Origin of the sequence: Streptomyces yokosukanensis (assembly GCF_001514035.1) — a bacterium.
Classification (GTDB): domain Bacteria; phylum Actinomycetota; class Actinomycetes; order Streptomycetales; family Streptomycetaceae; genus Streptomyces; species Streptomyces yokosukanensis.
In genome coordinates this window covers 413,408-432,155 of the sequence record NZ_KQ948211.1, presented here as the reverse complement: position 1 = coordinate 432,155, position 18,748 = coordinate 413,408, and the positions used below count along the sequence as shown (strand labels likewise).

At 72.3% G+C, this 18,748-nt stretch carries 14 protein-coding genes; 11 read left to right on the top strand and 3 right to left on the bottom strand.

All coding sequences use genetic code 11. The annotated features are described in order from the left end of the window. Positions 1-556: 556 nt before the first annotated feature. A complete protein-coding gene (rpsT, locus tag AQI95_RS17480; RefSeq protein WP_067123920.1) occupies positions 557-823 on the bottom strand; it encodes a 30S ribosomal protein S20 in 267 nt (88 codons plus the stop codon). Positions 824-1,049: 226 nt separating this feature from the next. Here rpsT and lepA point away from each other — a divergent pair, with 226 nt between their 5' ends. The 4 genes from lepA to hemW all read left to right on the top strand — a co-directional run bounded on the left by lepA (position 1,050) and on the right by hemW (position 8,353). Next, complete coding sequence (lepA, locus tag AQI95_RS17475) at positions 1,050-2,924, top strand: translation elongation factor 4 (protein ID WP_067123918.1); 1,875 nt, start codon at positions 1,050-1,052, stop codon at positions 2,922-2,924. Between the two features lie 260 nt (positions 2,925-3,184). Continuing rightward, positions 3,185-5,059, top strand: coding sequence for an AMP-dependent synthetase/ligase (locus AQI95_RS17470; protein WP_067123912.1), 1,875 nt, complete (start codon positions 3,185-3,187; stop codon positions 5,057-5,059). Between the two features lie 176 nt (positions 5,060-5,235). Beyond that, positions 5,236-7,056: a SpoIIE family protein phosphatase gene (locus tag AQI95_RS17465; protein ID WP_208614205.1), complete on the top strand. Its 1,821-nt coding sequence runs from the start codon at positions 5,236-5,238 to the stop codon at positions 7,054-7,056. A 64-nt stretch (positions 7,057-7,120) separates the two neighbouring features. Next, positions 7,121-8,353 (top strand): radical SAM family heme chaperone HemW, encoded by a 1,233-nt coding sequence (gene hemW, locus AQI95_RS17460; protein WP_067123910.1) that lies wholly within the window; start codon positions 7,121-7,123, stop codon positions 8,351-8,353. A 28-nt stretch (positions 8,354-8,381) separates the two neighbouring features. Here hemW and AQI95_RS17455 read toward each other — a convergent pair whose 3' ends face one another. Together AQI95_RS17455 and AQI95_RS17450 are read right to left on the bottom strand one after the other, a co-directional pair. Then, positions 8,382-9,251, bottom strand: coding sequence for a DUF3097 domain-containing protein (locus AQI95_RS17455; RefSeq protein ID WP_425264882.1), 870 nt, complete (start codon positions 9,249-9,251; stop codon positions 8,382-8,384). 34 nt (positions 9,252-9,285) lie between these two features. Next, positions 9,286-10,008 carry an MBL fold metallo-hydrolase gene (locus AQI95_RS17450; protein WP_067123906.1) on the bottom strand — a complete coding sequence of 241 codons (723 nt, stop codon included), beginning with the start codon at positions 10,006-10,008 and terminating at the stop codon, positions 9,286-9,288. 162 nt (positions 10,009-10,170) lie between these two features. Between AQI95_RS17450 and hrcA the strand changes: the two genes are divergently transcribed. From hrcA to AQI95_RS17415, 7 genes are all read left to right on the top strand, one after another. Then, positions 10,171-11,187, top strand: a complete 1,017-nt coding sequence (gene hrcA / locus AQI95_RS17445) for a heat-inducible transcriptional repressor HrcA (RefSeq protein WP_067123904.1) — start codon at positions 10,171-10,173, stop codon at positions 11,185-11,187. Next, on the top strand, positions 11,188-12,324 hold the full coding sequence (dnaJ, locus tag AQI95_RS17440; RefSeq protein WP_067123900.1) for a molecular chaperone DnaJ: 1,137 nt from the start codon (positions 11,188-11,190) through the stop codon (positions 12,322-12,324). 112 nt (positions 12,325-12,436) lie between these two features. Beyond that, positions 12,437-13,513 (top strand): nitronate monooxygenase, encoded by a 1,077-nt coding sequence (locus tag AQI95_RS17435; protein WP_067123898.1) that lies wholly within the window; start codon positions 12,437-12,439, stop codon positions 13,511-13,513. Next, complete coding sequence (locus AQI95_RS17430) at positions 13,510-14,262, top strand: 16S rRNA (uracil(1498)-N(3))-methyltransferase (protein WP_067123896.1); 753 nt, start codon at positions 13,510-13,512, stop codon at positions 14,260-14,262. The genes AQI95_RS17435 and AQI95_RS17430 overlap by 4 nt, the downstream gene beginning before the upstream one ends. 15 nt (positions 14,263-14,277) lie before the next feature. Next, on the top strand, positions 14,278-14,670 hold the full coding sequence (locus AQI95_RS17425; RefSeq protein ID WP_067123893.1) for a VOC family protein: 393 nt from the start codon (positions 14,278-14,280) through the stop codon (positions 14,668-14,670). Positions 14,671-14,772: 102 nt separating this feature from the next. Beyond that, positions 14,773-15,330 carry a hypothetical protein gene (locus AQI95_RS17420; protein WP_067123891.1) on the top strand — a complete coding sequence of 186 codons (558 nt, stop codon included), beginning with the start codon at positions 14,773-14,775 and terminating at the stop codon, positions 15,328-15,330. A gap of 59 nt (positions 15,331-15,389) precedes the next feature. Then, entirely contained in the window at positions 15,390-18,626 is a 3,237-nt protein-coding gene (locus AQI95_RS17415; RefSeq protein ID WP_244188762.1) for a S41 family peptidase, read from the top strand. Positions 18,627-18,748 lie beyond the last annotated feature (122 nt).

Sequence of the window (18,748 nt, the reverse complement as noted above, 5' to 3'; positions counted from 1 at the left end):
CTTGCCGGAAGCTCCGCCCTGGCCCTTGCCGGGACCTTCGCCCCGGTCCCGCCGGGAGTTTCACCCCGGCCTCCACCGAGTGCTTCGCCCCGGTCTCGCCGGGAGTTTCACCCCGGCCTCCACCGAGTGCTTCGCCCCGGTCTCGCCGGGAGTTTCACCCCGGCCTCCACCGAGTGCTTCGCCCCGGTCTCGCCGGGAGTTTCACCCCGGCCTCCACCGAGTGCTTCGCCCCGGGGCCCACCAGGACCTTCACCCCAGCCCCCACCAGGCCCTTCGCCCCAGCCCCCACCAGGCGCTTCGCCTCTGGCCCCGCTTGCCCGCCACGCCCGTGGGGCTTCGGGGGGCGACTGGGAAGTGGTTTCCCGGCCTCCGGTATGCCGAAGACCCCGGTGTCCGCCCTGGGGAAGGGTGGGACACCGGGGTCTTCGGTTCAAGACGGGCGGAGTCACACCCGCGTGGCGAACGCAGGCCGCGTGTGACTCCTGGGGTGCCGGGCGGGAGCGGATGAGAGAGGGCCCGCTCTGGGTCCGTCCGGCGGTCAGATCAGAAAGGGGGTTCAGCCCTGGAGGGTCGCGACCTTGGAAGCAAGCGCCGACTTCTTGTTGGCGGCCTGGTTCTTGTGGATGACGCCCTTGGAGACGGCCTTGTCGAGCTTGCGCGCGGCCTCGCGGGACAGCGCGGTGGCCTTCTCCACGTCACCCGCGGCAGCGGCCTCGCGGGCCTTGCGGATCGCGGTCTTCAGGGAGGACTTGACGGCCTTGTTGCGCAGCCGAGCCTTCTCGTTGGTCTTGATCCGCTTGATCTGGGACTTGATGTTCGCCACGAAGGAGCCTTTTCAGGTTCTGGTGCGGGGCCGTGCAGGTCCCGTACCGGTGATCCAAAATTTCTCTGACGTGCCTCGCGCTGAGAGGGCATGAGGCACAGCCATCTACAGTACCAGTGGCCCTGCGAGCGGCCCAAAACGGTCCTCGGTCCCTTCGCGTGGGACCATGGAGGCTACGTATCGATCCGACCCGAGGCATAAGGCGCCTCAAGAGACAGGACCCTGCGTGCCCGCGACCCCTAACCATGTGCCCGAGCCGAGCCGTACCGCCCCGGCTCTGATCCGCAATTTCTGCATCATCGCGCACATCGACCACGGCAAGTCCACGCTCGCCGACCGGATGCTCCAGCTGACCGGTGTGGTCGAGCAGCGGCAGATGCGTGCTCAGTACCTCGACCGGATGGACATCGAGCGCGAGCGCGGCATCACGATCAAGTCCCAGGCGGTGCGTCTGCCCTGGGCCCCGACCGAGGGCCCCGACCAGGGCACGACGCACATCCTCAACATGATCGACACCCCGGGGCACGTCGACTTCACCTACGAGGTCTCGCGGTCGCTCGCCGCCTGCGAGGGGACCATCCTCCTCGTCGACGCCGCCCAGGGCATCGAGGCGCAGACCCTCGCCAACCTCTACCTGGCGATGGAGAACGACCTCACGATCATCCCCGTGCTCAACAAGATCGACCTTCCCGCGGCCCAGCCCGAGAAGTTCGCCGAGGAGCTGGCCAACCTCGTCGGGTGCGACCCGTCCGACGTGCTGAAGGTCTCCGCCAAGACCGGTCTCGGTGTCGACGTGCTGCTGAACAAGGTCGTCAAGGAGATCCCGGCCCCGGTCGGGGTCGCCGACGCGCCGGCCCGCGCGATGATCTTCGACTCGGTCTACGACTCCTACCGCGGTGTCGTGACGTACGTCCGTGTGATCGACGGCCAGCTCAACAAGCGCGAGCGCATCAAGATGATGTCGACCGGCGCGACGCACGAGCTGCTGGAGATCGGTGTCAGCTCGCCCGAGATGCTGCCCGCCGACGGCCTCGGCGTCGGCGAGGTGGGCTACCTCATCACGGGTGTGAAGGACGTCCGCCAGTCCAAGGTCGGTGACACCGTCACCAGCCAGCAGAAGGGGGCCACGGAGGCGCTCGGGGGCTACAAGGACCCGAAGCCCATGGTCTTCTCCGGTCTGTATCCGCTCGACGGCTCCGACTACCCCGAGCTGCGCGAGGCCCTCGACAAGCTGCAGCTCAACGACGCCGCGCTGGTCTACGAGCCGGAGACCTCCGCCGCCCTCGGCTTCGGCTTCCGCGTCGGTTTCCTCGGCCTGCTGCACCTGGACGTGATCCGGGAGCGCCTGGAGCGCGAGTTCGGCCTCGACCTGATCGCCACCGCGCCGAACGTGGTCTACCGCGTGGTCATGGAGGACGGCAGGGAGCATGTCGTCACCAACCCGAGCGAGTTCCCCGAGGGGAAGATCGACGAGGTGTACGAGCCGGTCGTGCGCGCCACCATCCTGGCGCCGACCGAGTTCATCGGCTCGATCATGGAGCTGTGCCAGACCCGGCGCGGCACCCTGCTCGGCATGGACTACCTCTCCGAGGACCGCGTCGAGATCCGCTACACCCTCCCGCTCGCGGAGATCGTCTTCGACTTCTTCGACCAGCTGAAGTCCAAGACCCGCGGCTACGCGTCCCTCGACTACGAGCCCACCGGCGAGCAGACCTCCAGCCTGGTCAAGGTCGACATCCTGCTGCACGGCGACAAGGTGGACGCCTTCTCGGCGATCACCCACAAGGACGCCGCGTACGCGTACGGGGTGCGGCTCGTCGCCAAGCTGCGCGAGCTGATCCCGCGGCAGGCCTTCGAGGTGCCCATCCAGGCCGCCATCGGCTCCCGGGTGATCGCCCGCGAGACCATCCGCGCCATCCGCAAGGACGTCCTCGCCAAGTGCTACGGCGGTGACATCTCCCGTAAGCGGAAGCTGCTGGAGAAGCAGAAGGAAGGCAAGAAGCGGATGAAGATGGTGGGTTCCGTGGAGGTTCCGCAGGAGGCCTTCATCGCCGTCCTGTCCAGCGATGACAGCGCGGGGTCGGCCAAGGGCAAGAAGTAACCAGCGGTAACAGCGAGTTGCGTCCGCAACCCGGACACACGGGGGCCTGTCGTGCGAAAGCGCGGCGGGCCCCTACGCGTGGGTAGTGTCGCTCTCCGTGGAAAGTGACAGGCCGAAGCCCCTTACGCAGCGGCCGGTCGCGGCTTACCCTGATCCCTGCTCGATAGTTACTCGCGAGTTAAACAACAGCTCGAACCCCCACCGTGAGTGAACCCAGCCGCACCGAGTCAGCCGCACCGTCGCGGGCCCCGGAGGATGTCGTGAGCGACACACAGACCCTGATCGAGAACCGTCCGCCCTCCGTGGCGGCCCTCTTCCTGGAGCGCGTGGCGGCCACACCGGACGCCGAGGCCTACCGATACCCGGTGCCCCCAGCCTCCGGTCAGGGCCCCGACGAGTGGAAGTCGCTCAGCTGGGCGCAGGCGGCCGAGCGCGTGTACGCGATCGCGGCGGGGCTCGTCGAACTGGGCGTGCAGCCGGAGCAGCGGGTCGCGCTCGCCTCCTCCACCCGCGTCGAGTGGCTCCTCGCCGACCTCGGGATCATGTGCGCCGGCGGCGCGACGACGACCATCTACCCGCAGACCAACGAGGACGAGTCGGCCTTCATCCTCTCCGACTCCGAGAGCCGGGTGCTGATCGCCGAGGACGCGGCCCAGGTCGCCAAGGCGCTGCAGAAGCGCGACGAGCTGCCCGAGCTGACCAAGGTCGTCGTCATCGACCCGGCCGGCGTGGAGACCAGCGACTGGGTGACCACCCTCGCCGAGCTGGAGCAGCGCGGCGCCGCCTTCCTGGAGAAGCACCCGGAGCTGATCAAGGAGCGGGTCGGCGCGATCACCCGGGACCAGCTCGCCACCCTCATCTACACCTCCGGCACCACCGGCCGCCCCAAGGGCGTGCGCCTGCCGCACGACAACTGGTCGTACATGGCGAGGGCGATCGCCGCGACCGGCCTGGTCACCATCGACGACGTGCAGTACCTGTGGCTGCCGCTCGCGCACGTCTTCGGCAAGGTCCTCACCTCCGGGCAGATCGAGGTCGGGCACGTCACCGCCGTCGACGGCCGCGTCGACAAGATCATCGAGAATCTTCCGGTGGTGCGGCCGACGTACATGGCGGCCGTGCCGCGCATCTTCGAGAAGGTCTACAACGGCGTCGCCGCCAAGGCCCGCGAGGGCGGCCCGGCCAAGTACAAGATCTTCCAGTGGGCCGCCGACGTGGCCCGCGAGTACGCCAAGGCCACCCAGGACAACTTCCGCCGTACCGGCACCGCCTCGGCGCCGTTCGGGCTGGCCGCCAAGCACAAGGTCGCCGACACCCTCGTCTACGCCAAGCTCCGCGAGGCCTTCGGCGGCCGGCTGCGCGCCTGTGTCTCCGGCGCCTCCGCGCTCGCGCCCGAGATCGGCTACTTCTTCGCCGGCGCCGGCATCCACATCCTGGAGGGCTACGGCCTCACCGAGTCCTCCGCGGCCTCCTTCGTCAACCCCGGCGAGGCCTACCGCACCGGAACCGTGGGCAAGCCGCTGCCCGGCACGGAGGTGCGCATCGCCGACGACGGCGAGATCCTGCTGCGCGGCCCCGGCATCATGGAGGGCTACCACGGGCTGCCCGAGAAGACCGCCGAGGTGCTGGAGTCCGACGGCTGGTTCCACACCGGCGACATCGGCGAGCTGTCGCCCGACGGCTATCTGCGCATCACCGACCGCAAGAAGGACCTCATCAAGACCTCCGGCGGCAAGTACGTCGCACCGGCCGAGGTCGAGGGCCAGTTCAAGGCGGTGTGCCCGTACGTCTCCAACATCCTGGTGCACGGCGCCGACCGGAACTACTGCACCGCCCTCATCGCCCTGGACGAGATCGCGCTCCTGGACTGGGCGAAGGAGCACGGACTGGCGGGGCGGCCGTACGCGGAGATCGTCGCCGCGCCGCAGACCGTGGAGATGGTCGACGGATATGTGCGGCAGCTCAACGAGGGGCTGCAGCGGTGGCAGACGATCAAGAAGTTCCGGCTGCTGCCGCGGGACCTCGATGTGGAGCACGGGGAGATCACGCCGAGCCTGAAGCTGAAGCGGCCCGTGGTGGAGCGGGAGTACAAGCACCTCATCGATGACATGTACGCCGGGACGCGGGAGGCGTAGCGCGATCCCCCGAGGGGCGGCGGGGACCGTGGCGGCCGCGGGTCGTCCGTGGTTGCCCGCGCCGTTCCCCGCGCCCCTTTGGTGGCCACCGGTGCTCAAAAGGTTCCGTCTTCTGGCCACTTCGGTGACTCCACGCTTATGCGTACCCCCGGTCTGTCACCCTGGGCCGCATGGACATGGCGGCCATACCGACGCAGCGGGAGAGCGAGCCCCGGGCCAGGGGGGTGCGGGGGCGGGCCACGCTGCCCGGAAGCCCGCACGCGCCCGGCTCGGCCCGTGCGCTGGTGCAGGCCGCGCTGGCCGAGGCGTCCGATGTCTCGGCCCGGCTCGCCGACGACGCCCTGGCCGTCGTCAGCGAACTGGTCACCAACGCCGTCGTGCACGCCGGTACGGACGTGGAGGTCGACTGGCGCCTGGAGGAGGACGGCGCGTTCGTCGTGGAGGTCCACGACCGGCATCCCTCCCGCGCGCCGCGCGATCCCCTCGGCGGCGAGGCGGCGTACGACACCCCCGAGTACGGGCGCGGCCTGCGGCTGGTGACCACCCTCGCCGAGTCCTGGGGCGTCACCTACCGCACCGGCGCCAAGACGGTCTGGGCGCGGCTGCCCCCGGGCGGTGTCGAGGACCCGTACGCGCCCGCGCCGGACGCGGCCCTGGCGGTCGCCGAGGATCTCGCCCCGCAGCCGCACCGCTCCGTCGGCGACCGGGACTGGCTCGGCCGGGGCGCGCTGTCCTTCCTCGCCGAGGCCTCCGACCTGCTCGCCGGACAGCTCGACGAGAACCTGGTGACCGCCCTGACCGGCCAGCTCATCGTGCCCCGCCTCGCCGACTGGTGCGCGGTGTGGCTGGAGGACGAGGCGACCGTGCGCGGCGGCGCCGACGCGGGCCCCGACCGGGTCTGGCACGCCAGCGAGAACCGCATCGAGGAGCTGCGGTGCGCCCTGGAGAAGGAGCCGCCCTGCCCGCCCGACGGGATGCGCTCCGGCCCCGAGCCGTACCCGTGGCCCGGCCATGCGCTCGGCTCGCGGGGCGCCGACGGGACGGCGCTGGCGTACCGGCTGATCGCGGGCGGCCGGCCGCTCGGCACACTGGTCATCGGCCGGTGCGGGCTCGCCCGCTTCCCCGACGAGGTCACCGGGCTCGTCGAGGACCTCGGCCGCCGGGTGGCGCTCGCCATCGGCGCGGCGCGCCAGTACGCCCGCCAGGCCACCATCAGCGCCGTCCTGCAGCGCGGCCTGCTGCCCGGCGCGGTCGCCGAGATCCCCGGCCTGAGCAGCGCGCTCGTGTACGAGCCCTGCGACAAGGGCGGCCCCAGCGGCGACTTCTACGACCTCTTCCCGGCGGGCGACGGCCGCTGGTGCTTCGCCGTCGGCGACGTCCAGGGCAAGGGCCCCGAGGCGGCGGTCGTGATCGGCCTCGCCCGGCCCTGGCTGCGGCTGCTCGCCCGCGAGGGGTATCGCGTCGCCGACGTCCTCGACCGCCTCAACCAGCTCCTCCTCGACGACGCCACCGAGGCCGCCGACGCCGCCGCCCGCGCCCTGGTCGCCGCCGGCGGGCGGCCGGTGCTCCCCGGGGACGGCCCGCAGACCCGCTTCCTGTCGCTGCTCTACGGCGAGTTGACCCCGTACGACGGCGGAGTCCGCTGCACCCTCGCCTCCGCCGGGCATCCGCTGCCGCTCGTCCTCGGCCCCGACGGCACCGTGCGCACCGCCGCGGGCCCGCAGACCCTGCTCGGCGTGGTCGAGGACGAGACCTACACCAGCGAGACGCTCGACCTTCGGCCCGGCGACAGCCTGCTGTGCGTCACCGACGGGGTGACCGAGCGCCGCTCCGGCTCCCGCCAGTTCGACGACGCCGACGGGCTCGCCCTCGCCCTGTCCGGCTGCGCCGGGCTCACCGCCGAACTGATCGCGGAAAGGATCCGGCGCCTCGTGGACGACTTCGGCGACGGCCCTCTCGAGGACGATCTCGCGCTGCTGGTGCTCCAGGCGGAGTGAGCGCCGCCGTCGCGGCGGGCGTACGGGACGGTCGTACGGGCGGGCGTACGGGACAATGGAAGGCATGCCTTCCGCACTTCCCGACGGTGAGCCCGTCCCCGCCGACGGCGCGCTGCCCGCGCACGCGCTCGCCGGGGCCGCCGCCCGCCCGCTCGGCTTCTATCTGCACGTGCCGTACTGCGCGACCCGCTGCGGCTACTGCGATTTCAACACCTACACCGCGACCGAGCTGCGCGGCACGGGCGGCGTACTGGCCTCCCGCGACAACTACGCGGACACGCTGACCGACGAGGTCCGCCTCGCCCGCAAGGTGCTCGGCGACGATCCGCGTCAGGTTCGTACGGTGTTCGTCGGCGGCGGTACGCCGACCCTGCTGGCCGCGGACGACCTGGTACGGATGCTGGCCGCGATCCGGGACGAGTTCGGCCTCGCGCCCGACGCCGAGATCACCACCGAGGCGAACCCCGAGTCGGTGGACCCCGCGTATCTCGCCACGCTCCGGGAGGGCGGCTTCAACCGGATCTCCTTCGGCATGCAGAGCGCGAAGCGGCATGTGCTGCGCGTGCTCGACCGCACCCACACCCCGGGCCGCCCCGAGGCCTGCGTGGCGGAGGCGCGTGCCGCGGGCTTCGAGCACGTCAACCTCGACCTGATCTACGGCACGCCGGGGGAGAGCGACGACGACTGGCGGGCGTCGCTGGACGCGGCGATCGGAGCGGGCCCGGACCACGTCAGCGCGTACGCGCTGATCGTCGAGGAGGGCACCCAGCTCGCCCGCCGGATCCGCCGGGGCGAGGTCCCGATGACGGACGACGACGTGCACGCGGACCGCTATCTGATCGCCGAGGAGATGTTCCGCGCGGCGGGCTTCGACTGGTACGAGGTCTCCAACTGGGCCACCTCGGAGGCGGGCCGCTGCCTGCACAACGAGCTGTACTGGCGGGGCGCGGACTGGTGGGGCGCGGGCCCCGGGGCGCACTCGCACGTGGGCGGGGTGCGCTGGTGGAACGTCAAGCACCCCGGCGCGTACGCGGCGGCTCTCGCCTCCGGCCGCTCCCCGGGCGCGGGCCGCGAGCTGCTGTCCGAGGAGGACCGGCGCGTGGAGCGGATCCTGCTGGAGCTGAGGCTGCGGGAGGGCGTGCCGCTGTCGCTGCTGAAGGAGGAGGGCCTGGCGGCTTCCCGGCGGGCGCTGGCAGAGGGGCTGCTCCAGGAGGGGCCGTACGGGCAGGGGCGGGCCGTGCTGACGCTGCGGGGGCGGTTGCTGGCGGATGCGGTGGTCAGGGACCTGGTGGACTGATCCAGCGAGTTCGGCACCTTTCCCGGCGTCAGGCCCCAGCGCTGCCCGTGACGAAGTCGATCAGCTCCTCCACCCGCCCCAGCAGCTCCGGCTCCAGGTCCTTGTAGGAGCCCACCCGCTTCAGGATCGCCTGCCACACCGCCCCGGTGTTCTCCGACGGCCAGCCCAGGGCCCGGCACACGCCCGTCTTCCAGTCCTGGCCGTGCGGGACGCGCGGCCAGGACTCGATGCCCAGCGACGACGGCTTCACGGCCTCCCAGACGTCGATGTAGGGGTGGCCGACCACCAGCGCGTGTTCGCTGGTCACCGACTCGGCGATGCGCCACTCCTTCGTGCCCGGCACCAAGTGGTCCACGAGGACGCCCAGGCGTGCGTCCGGGCCCGGCGCGAAGGAGGACACGATCGAGGGGAGGTCGTCCACGCCCTCCAGGTACTCCACGACCACGCCCTCGATCCGCAGGTCGTCGCCCCACACCTTCTCGACCAGCTCGGCGTCGTGCCGGCCCTCGACGTAGATGCGGCCGGCGCGGGCCACCCGGGCGCGGGCGCCGGGGACGGCGACCGAGCCGGAGGCGGTGCGGGCGGGCCGTACCGGACCGGTGGCGGGCCGCACCAGGGTCACCACCCTGCCCTCCAGCAGGAACCCGCGAGGCTCCAGCGGGAACACCCGGTGCTTGCCGAAGCGGTCCTCCAGGGTCACCGTGCCGGCCTCGCAGCGGATCACCGCGCCGCAGAACCCGGTCCCGGGCTCCTCCACCACCAGGCCCGGCTCCGCGGTCACCTCCGGCGCGGGCTGCTGCTTCTTCCACGGCGGGGTGAGATCGGCGGAGTACACACGAGAGCGCGGGCCCGCAGGGCCCTCGTCGGAGGGGCGGTGACGGGAGACGGGTGGGCGCATTCGGACGACGATAGGAGAAGCTGCGCGGCCGTGCCTACGACACGCCGAAGCGCGTTGCCAGCTGGTCGCGTTGGCGTCGTACGAACGCCGCGTCGACCACCGCTCCGTGACCGGGCACGTACAGCGCGTCCTCGCCGCCCAGCGCGAGCAGCCGGTCGAGCGCGGCCGGCCAGCGGGTCGGGACGGCGTCGGGACCGGCTTGAGGCTCGCCGGACTCCTCGACCAGGTCGCCGCAGAAGACCACCTCCGGGGAGCCGGGGACCAGGACCGCGAGGTCGTGGGCGGTGTGCCCCGGTCCCACGTTCGCCAGCAGCGCCTGGCGGCCCGCGCCGAGGTCGAGGGTCCACTCGCCGCAGACCAGGTGCCGGGGCACGGTCAGCGCGTCCACCGCCTCGTCGGCGTCGGCGGCCGCAAGACCGTTCCTGATCGCGTCCAGGCGCAGTTCCTCGCGCTCGTGGGCGAAGACGGAGTCCAGGCCCACCGCCCCGTACGTCTCCGCGCCCGCGAAGGCCGCCGCCCCGAAGACGTGGTCGAAGTGGGAGTGGGTCAAAGCGAGATGGGTCACACGGCCGCCGGCCAGTTCCTCGGCCTGCGCCCGCAGCCGCGCGCCCTCGGCCAGGCCGGAACCGGCGTCCACGAGCAGGGCCGTGCCGTCCCCGACGACCAGCCCGGCCGTGCAGTCCCAGCCGGGCAGCCGGCACCGGCCGATCCCGGCGGCCAGCCGCTGCCACCCCAGCTCTTCCCAAGTCACCGTCATACCGCGACGCTAGCCTCACGAGCCGCCGTGACCGTACCGACCTTGCCCCGGGTGTACCGGACAGCCGTACACTGGGGCCGGGAACGCTGGCACTCGCATGCGAAGAGTGCCAGGCGGACGAATCGCGGGACAGAGGGGACGACGTGCTGGAGGTGCGCGCGAATGCTGAGTGAACGCAGGCTTCAGGTGCTGCGCGCCATCGTCCAGGACTATGTCGGCACCGAGGAGCCGGTCGGTTCGAAGGCCCTGACCGAGCGGCACAACCTCGGGGTCTCCCCGGCGACCGTCCGCAACGACATGGCGGCCCTGGAGGAGGAGGGGTTCATCGCCCAGCCGCACACGAGTGCCGGGCGCATCCCCACCGACAAGGGCTACCGCCTGTTCGTCGACAAGCTGGCGGGCGTCAAGCCGATGACCGCGCCGGAGCGGCGGGCGATCCAGAACTTCCTGGAGGGCGCCGTCGACCTCGACGACGTGGTGGCCAGGACCGTGCGGCTGCTCGCGCAGCTGACCCGGCAGGTCGCCGTCGTGCAGTACCCGTCCCTGACCCGGTCCACCGTCCGGCATGTGGAGCTGCTCTCACTCGCCCCCGCGCGTGTGATGCTCGTGCTGATCACGGACACCGGCCGGGTCGAGCAGCGGATGGTCGACTGCCCGGCGCCCTTCGGCGAGGCCTCCCTCGCCGACCTGCGCGCACGGCTGAACAGCCGGGTCGCGGGCCGCCGGTTCGCGGATGTGCCGCGGCTGGTGGAGGACCTGCCGGAGGCCTTCGAGGCCGAGGACCGCGGTACGGTCTCGATGGTGCTCTCCACTCTCCTGGAGACACTTGTCGAGGAGAACGAGGAGCGGTTGATGATCGGCGGCACCGCCAATCTCACCCGCTTCGGGCATGACTTTCCCCTCATGATCCGGCCCGTCCTGGAGGCCCTCGAGGAGCAGGTCGTGCTCCTCAAGCTCCTCGGCGAGGCGAAGGATCCGGGCGTGACGGTGCGCATCGGGCACGAGAACGCCCATGAGGGACTCAACTCCACCTCCGTCGTGTCGGTCGGCTACGGTTCGGGCGGCGAGGCGGTTGCCAAGCTCGGCGTGGTCGGACCGACCCGCATGGACTACCCGGGAACGATGGGAGCGGTACGCGCAGTGGCACGGTACGTCGGACAGATCCTGGCGGAGTCGTAAGTGGCCACGGACTACTACGCCGTTCTCGGCGTGCGCCGCGACGCGTCGCAGGATGAGATCAAGAAGGCGTTCCGTCGGCTCGCGCGCGAGCTGCACCCGGACGTCAACCCCGACCCGAAGACCCAGGAGCGGTTCAAGGAGATCAACGCCGCTTACGAGGTGCTCTCGGACCCGCAGAAGAAGCAGGTCTACGACCTCGGCGGCGATCCGCTCTCGCAGAGCGGCGGCGCGGGCGCGGGCGGCTTCGGGGCCGGTGGCTTCGGCAACTTCTCCGACATCATGGACGCGTTCTTCGGCACGGCGTCGCAGCGCGGCCCGCGCTCGCGCACCCGGCGCGGCCAGGACGCGATGATCCGCATCGAGATCGAGCTGGACGAGGCGGCCTTCGGGACGACCAAGGACATCCAGGTCGACACCGCGGTCGTCTGCAACACCTGCAACGGGGAGGGTGCCGCTCCGGGCACCACCGCCCAGACATGTGACATGTGCCGCGGTCGCGGTGAGGTCTCGCAGGTCACCCGGTCCTTCCTGGGCCAGGTCATGACCTCGCGGCCCTGCCCGCAGTGCCAGGGCTTCGGCACGGTCGTGCCGACCCCGTGCCCGGAGTGCGCCGGCGACGGCCGTGTCCGCTCCCGCCGGACGCTGACCGTGAAGATCCCGGCCGGTGTCGACAACGGCACGCGGATCCAGCTCGCCGGTGAGGGCGAGGTCGGGCCCGGTGGCGGTCCGGCCGGTGACCTCTACGTCGAGATCCACGAGCTGCCGCACTCGACCTTCCAGCGGCGCGGCGACGATCTGCACTGCACGGTCACCATCCCGATGACCGCGGCGTCCCTCGGCACCAAGGTCCCGCTGGAGACCCTGGACGGCATGGAGGAGGTCGACATCCGGCCCGGCACCCAGTCCGGCCAGTCGATCCCGCTGCACAACCGGGGTGTCACACATCTGCGCGGCGGCGGCCGGGGCGACCTGATCGTCCACGTCGAGGTGCAGACACCGACCAAGCTGGACCCGGAGCAGGAGCGGCTGCTGCGCGAGCTGGCCAAACTGCGCGGCGAAGAGCGCCCGCAGGGCCAGTTCCAGCCGGGGCAGCAGGGGTTGTTCTCCCGGCTGAAGGATGCCTTCAACGGTCGCTGAACCGATGGCGGGCAGGGGCGTACGGCGGCGCCTCGGCACCCGGTATGCCCCTGTCCTATGCCGTGGGAAGCCCCGATTCGGACTTGTTCTGAGGACGTGACAACATGCGGTCATGTCCTCCGCGCTGACCGATCTCTTCCCCCACCCGATCGTGCAGGCCCCCATGGCGGGCGGTGTCTCCGTCCCGCAGCTCGCCGCCGCTGTCTCCGAGGCCGGTGGCCTCGGGTTCCTCGCCGCCGGGTACAAGACCGCCGACGGCATGTACCAGGAGATCAAGCAGTTGCGGGGGCTCACGAGCCGTCCGTTCGGCGTGAACGTCTTCATACCGCAGCGCGAGCAGGCCGAGTCCGGTGCCGTCGAGGTCTACGCCCACCAGCTGGCCGGCGAGGCCGCCTGGTACGAGACCGAGCTGGGCGATCCGGACAGCGGCCGGGACGACGGGTACGACGCCAAGCTCGCCGTACTCCTCGACAACCCGGTGCCGGTGGTCTCCTTCCACTTCGGTGTGCCGAGCCGGGAGGTGTTCGACAAGCTGCGCCGGGCCGGCACCTTCACCCTGGTCACGGCCACGACCGCCGAGGAGGCCCGTGCGGTCGAGCAGGCCGGTGCGGACGCGGTGATCGCGCAGGGCGTGGAGGCCGGCGGACACCAGGGCACCCATCGGGACCTTCCCGAGAACGACGGCAGCGGCACGGGTCTGCTCGCGCTGGTCGCGCAGATCCGCGAGGCCGTCGGCATCCCGGTCGTCGCCGCCGGTGGCATCATGCGCGGCAGCCAGATCGCCGCCGTACTCGCGGCCGGCGCGAGCGCCGCCCAGCTGGGCACCGCCTTCCTCGCCACCCCCGAGTCCGGCGCCCACGCCCTGCACAAGCAGGCGCTGACCAACCCCCTCTTCGTCCGCACCGAGCTGACCCGCGCGTTCTCCGGCCGTCCGGCGCGCGTCCTGGTCAACCGCTTCGTGCGCGAGCACGGCCCCTACGCCCCCGCCGCCTACCCCGAGATCAACCACCTGACCTCGCCGTTGCGCAAGGCCGCCGCCAAGGCCGGGGACGCCCAGGGCATGTCGCTGTTCGCGGGGCAGGGCCACCGGATGGCCCGGGAGATCGCGGCCGGGCGCCTGGTGGAGGTCCTCGTCGGCGAACTCGACGCCGCGAGGACAGCGTTGTCGGCCCAGGGCGGTCCGCGATGACCGCGCCGGTGTTCGTCGTCGACTCGCTTCAGGGCGTGGGCCCCGGCTCGGTCGTCGACGTCGACGGCCCCGAGGGGCGGCACGCGGTCTCCGTACGGCGGCTGCAGCCCGGCGAGAACGTGGTGCTGACGGACGGCAAGGGGCGGGGCGCGGCCGGGGTCGTCGTCAGTGTCTCGGGCAAGGACCACATGGTCGTCGAGCCCTTCGAGTTTCCGGTCGAACCCGAGCCCAGCCCCAGGATCACCGTCGTCCAGGCCCTGCCCAAGGGCGACCGCGGTGAGCTGGCCGTGGAGACGATGACGGAGACCGGCGTCGACGCGATCGTGCCCTGGCAGGCCGCCCGGTGCATCACCCAGTGGAAGGGCGAGCGGGGGCTGAAGGCGCTCGCCAAGTGGCGGGCCACCGCACGCGAGGCCGGCAAGCAGTCCCGCCGGCTGCGCTTCCCCGAGATCGCGGACGCGGCGACCACCAAGCAGGTTGCCGCACTTCTCGCCAAAGCCGACTTCGCCGGCGTGCTGCACTCCGACTTCGAGCACGAGAGCCGGCCGCTGGCGAGCGCCGAACTGCCCACCGAGGGCGAGATCGTGCTGGTCGTCGGCCCCGAAGGAGGCGTCGCGCGCGACGAGTTGGCGCTCTTCGAGGAGGCCGGCGCACAGGCCTGCGTGCTCGGTCCCACCGTGCTGCGCACATCAACCGCCGGCACCGCCGCCACGGCCCTGCTGCTGGGCCGTACCGGCCGCTGGTCCTGACATCTGGGGGACATCGTGGAACTCGCCCAAGTCCGGCTCCTGGTCACCGACTTCGCCGCCTGCTACCGCTTCTACGCCGATGTCCTCGGCCTCAAGCCGCAGTCCGGGGCGACCGAGGGCCCGTACGAGAAGTTCAGCCCGCACGCCGGATCCGCCGGGATCGCGCTGCAGGACCGCGCGATGATGGCCGAGATCCTGGACGAACTGGGCGACACCGTCAACGGCCACCGCTCCCTGGTGGTGCTGCGCGTGGAGGATCTCGACGCCTACTGCGCGCAGATCACCGCCCGCGGCGCCACCCTGCTGCACGGCCCGGCCCCGATGACCGACCGGATGCGCGTGGCCCACCTCAAGGACCCCGAGGGCAATCTCGTCGAACTCCAGGAGTGGCTGCTGCTGCGCGGCTGACAGGCGCTGCGCGCCCCTTCGGGGTGCTGCCCCCTCCCCGGATCGCGTGAGTGACCGTATGCGGCCTTTCGCGCCGCCCGAGTCGGTGGCACTCTGCCCTGCATGGGGGCTTTGCGGCGGATTCGGTGCGGGACGCGCGGGACGCGGACGGTGGCCGTGGTGGGGCTGGTCGTGGCGGCCGGTGGGACCGTGGTGGCGTGCCAGCCGGGCGGTATCGGTTCCGCCACCGCCGCCTACACCACCCAGACGACCGCGACGGCCGCGCTGAAACGGCAGCATGTGGACGTCAGTTGGCTCACCTGCACCGGCACCTACGGCAACGGAGGCAGGACGGCCGGCGGGACGCCCTCGCCGGCCGAGACCACGGTCGTAACCGTCGACTGCCGGGGCGAGACCAAGGACGGGCGGAAGATCACCGTCACCGGGAAGGTGACCAAGGCCGTCGACGGCGCCTGTGTGCGCGGCGACCTGACGGCCGAGGTCGGTGGCAGGCAGGTGTTCCACGTGGACGGGCTCGGCGACTGCGCCGCCCGGCCCGGACCGACGTACCGGCCGCCCACCCACCACCCCGGCGGCGGCCGGCCGACCGTGACGGTCACCGTCACCGAGACGGTCTGGTGCAAGGGCGACCCCACCTGCTGGCCCGCCGCGGGCAAATGACGCGGGGCAAGTGATCGGAAGGGGCGCGGGGCGCACCGGTCGCTGCGTACAGTGACGGGGTGACTCAGGGTGCTTCGACGAGAACCACGACGTCCTCGGCCTATCTCCGATTCCCCCATGTGCACGGCGACTTAGTGGCCTTCGTCGCCGAGGACGACGTCTGGCTCGCGCCCCTCGACGGCGGCAGGGCCTGGCGGGTCAGCGCCGACAACATGCCGGTGACCATGCCCCGGATATCGCCGGACGGACGGTCCCTCGCCTGGACCTCCACCCGCGACGGCGCGCCCGAGGTGCATGTCGCCCCCGTCGAGGGCGGGCCCGCCGACCGGCTGACGTACTGGGGCAACCGCCGTACCGAGGTGCGCGGCTGGACCGCCGACGGGCGGGTGCTGGCGCTCGGCGCGCAGGGCCGGGCCAGCTTCCGGCACACCTGGGCACACGCCGTCCCGCTGGACGGCGGACCCGCGACGCCCCTGCCGTACGGCCCGGTCGGCGATGTGGCGTCCGGCCCGGCCACCGTGCTGCTGTCCGCGCCGATGGGCCGCGAGGCCGCCCACTGGAAGCGCTACCGGGGCGGCACCGCGGGCAAGCTGTGGATCGACCGTGCCGCCGAAGGCGCAGAAGGTGCCGGCGAGTTCGTCCGGCTGCACGAGGACATCGACGGCAACATCGAGTGCCCGGTGTGGGCCGGCGACCGGATCGCCTTCCTCAGCGACCACGAGGGCACCGGCGCCCTGTACTCCTCCCTCGCCGACGGCTCCGACCTGCGCCGGCACACCCCGACCGAGGGCGGCTTCTACGCCCGGCACGCCTCCGGTGACGGCAGCCGGGTCGTCTACGCCTGCGCCGGTGAACTGTGGCTGCTGGACGACCTGGAGGGCGCCGAGCCGCGCCGGCTGGACGTGCGCCTCGGCGGGCCGCGGGTCGATCTGCGGCCGCGTCCGGTGAACCCGGCCCACTGGTTCGGCGAGGCGTCCCCCGACCACACCGCGCGCGGCAGCGCCGTCTGCGTGCGCGGCGGGGTCCACTGGGTCACCCACCGCTCCGGGCCCGCCCGCGCCCTCGCCGCCACCTCCGGTGTGCGCGCCCGGCTGCCGCGCGCCTTCCGCGCCGAGGGCGAGGAGTGGGCGGTGTGGGTGACGGACGCGGAGGGCGAGGACGCCCTGGAGTTCGCCCCGGCGACCGGCACCGTGCCCGGTGCGCCCCCGCGCCGGCTCGCCGCCGGACAGCTCGGCCGGGTCCTGGAGCTGGCCATGGCCCCCGACGGCGGCCGGGCCGCCGTGGCCGCTCACGACGGACGCCTGCTGCTGGTCGAGCGGGAGACCGGCGAGGTCCGCGAGGTCGACCGCAGCGACGACGGCGAGGTCTGCGGCCTCGCCTTCTCACCCGACTCCGCCTGGCTCGCCTGGGCCCACCCCGGCCCCCGCCCGCTCTCGCAGCTGCGTATCGCCCACACCACCGACCTGTCGGTCACCGAGGCGACGCCCCTGCGCTTCCAGGACTACGCCCCCGCCTTCACCCTCGACGGCAGACACCTCGCGTTCCTCTCCAACCGCGCCTTCGACCCGGTCTACGACGAGCACGTCTTCGACCTCGCGTTCGTGGTCGGCGCCCGCCCGCACCTGATCACCCTGGCCGCCACCACACCCTCGCCCTTCGGCCCGCAGCGCCACGGCCGCCCCTTCGAGACCCCCGACAAGGACGAGACCCCGGACAGCGAGGGCACCCCGGCCACCCGTATCGACCTCGACGGCCTCGCCGACCGCATCCTCCCCTTCCCGGTCGAGGCCGGCCGCTACTCCGGTCTGCGCGCCGCCAAGGACGGCGTGCTCTGGCTGCGCCACCCCGTGCGCGGCGTCCTCGGCACCGCCCGCGCCCACCCCGAGGACCCCGACCCGCACACCGAGCTGGAGCGCTACGACCTCGCCCAGCGGCGGCTGGAGCATCTGGCCGCGGACGCCGACCACTTCGAGGTCAGCGGCGACGGCAAACGCGTCCTGCTGTGGGCCGACGGCCGGCTGCGGGTCGTCCCCAGCGACCGCCGCACCGGCACCGACGACGACGGCGACACCAGCGTGTCCGTCGACCTCGCCCGCATCCGGCAGACCCTCGACCCGGCCGTCGAGTGGCGGCAGATGTACGACGAGACCGGCCGCCTCATGCGCGACCACTTCTGGCGCCCCGACCTCGGCGGCGTCGACTGGGCCGGCGTCCTCGGCCGCTACCGCCCGCTCCTCGCCCGCCTCGCCACCCACAGCGACCTCGTCGACCTGCTGTGGGAGGTGCACGGCGAACTCGGCACCTCGCACGCCTATGTCATCCCCTCCGGCGGTCGCGGCGACGGACCCCGGCAAGGTCTGCTCGGCGCCGACATCTCCCGGCACCCGGACGGCAGTTGGCGCATCGACCGCATCCTGCCCGCGGAGACCTCCGACCCGGACGCCCGCTCCCCGCTCGCCGCGCCCGGCGTCGCGGTCCGCCCCGGCGACGCGATCATCGCCGTCGCCGGCCACCCCGTCGACCCGGTCACCGGCCCCGGCCCGCTCCTGGTCGGCAGTGCGGGCCACCCCGTCGAGCTGACCGTCTCCCCGGCGGGCGGTGGCGAACCCCGCCACACCGTCGTCGTCCCGCTCGCCGACGAGGAGCCCCTGCGCTACCACGCCTGGGTCGCCGGCCGCCGCGCCCATGTCCACGCCGCCTCCGAGGGTCGGCTCGGCTACCTCCACGTCCCCGACATGCAGGCCCCCGGCTGGGCCCAGATCCACCGCGACCTGCGCGTCGAGGTCGCCCGGGAGGGACTCGTGGTCGACGTCCGCGAGAACCGCGGCGGCCACACCTCCCAGCTCGTCGTCGAGAAACTGGCCCGCCGCATCATCGGCTGGGACCTCCCGCGCGGCATGCGCCCCACCAGCTACCCGCTCGACGCCCCGCGCGGCCCGGTCGTCGCCGTCGCCAACGAGTTCTCCGGCTCCGACGGCGACATCGTCAACGCCGCGATCAAGGCCCTCGGCATCGGCCCGGTGGTCGGCACCCGCACCTGGGGCGGCGTCATCGGCATCGACAGCCGCTACCACCTGGTCGACGGCACCCTGGTCACCCAGCCGAAGTACGCGATGTGGCTGGAGGGGCAGGGGTGGGACGTCGAGAACCACGGCGTGGATCCCGACGTCGAGGTCGTCCAGCGGCCGCAGGACTGGGCGGCGGGCCACGACGTCCAACTGGACGAGGCGATCAGGCTCGCACTGGAGGCATTGGGGAGCAGCGCCGCGAAGACACCGCCGGCGATGCCGACCTGAGGCGCGTTGGGGCCGTATCGCCCTGCGGCTCCGCCGCGGGATGCGAACGGCCCCCGCCGACCCGCGCCCGAACGACTACGATTGCCCCTCGTATTGATCATCGGCGAAAGCGAGCGCAGGCG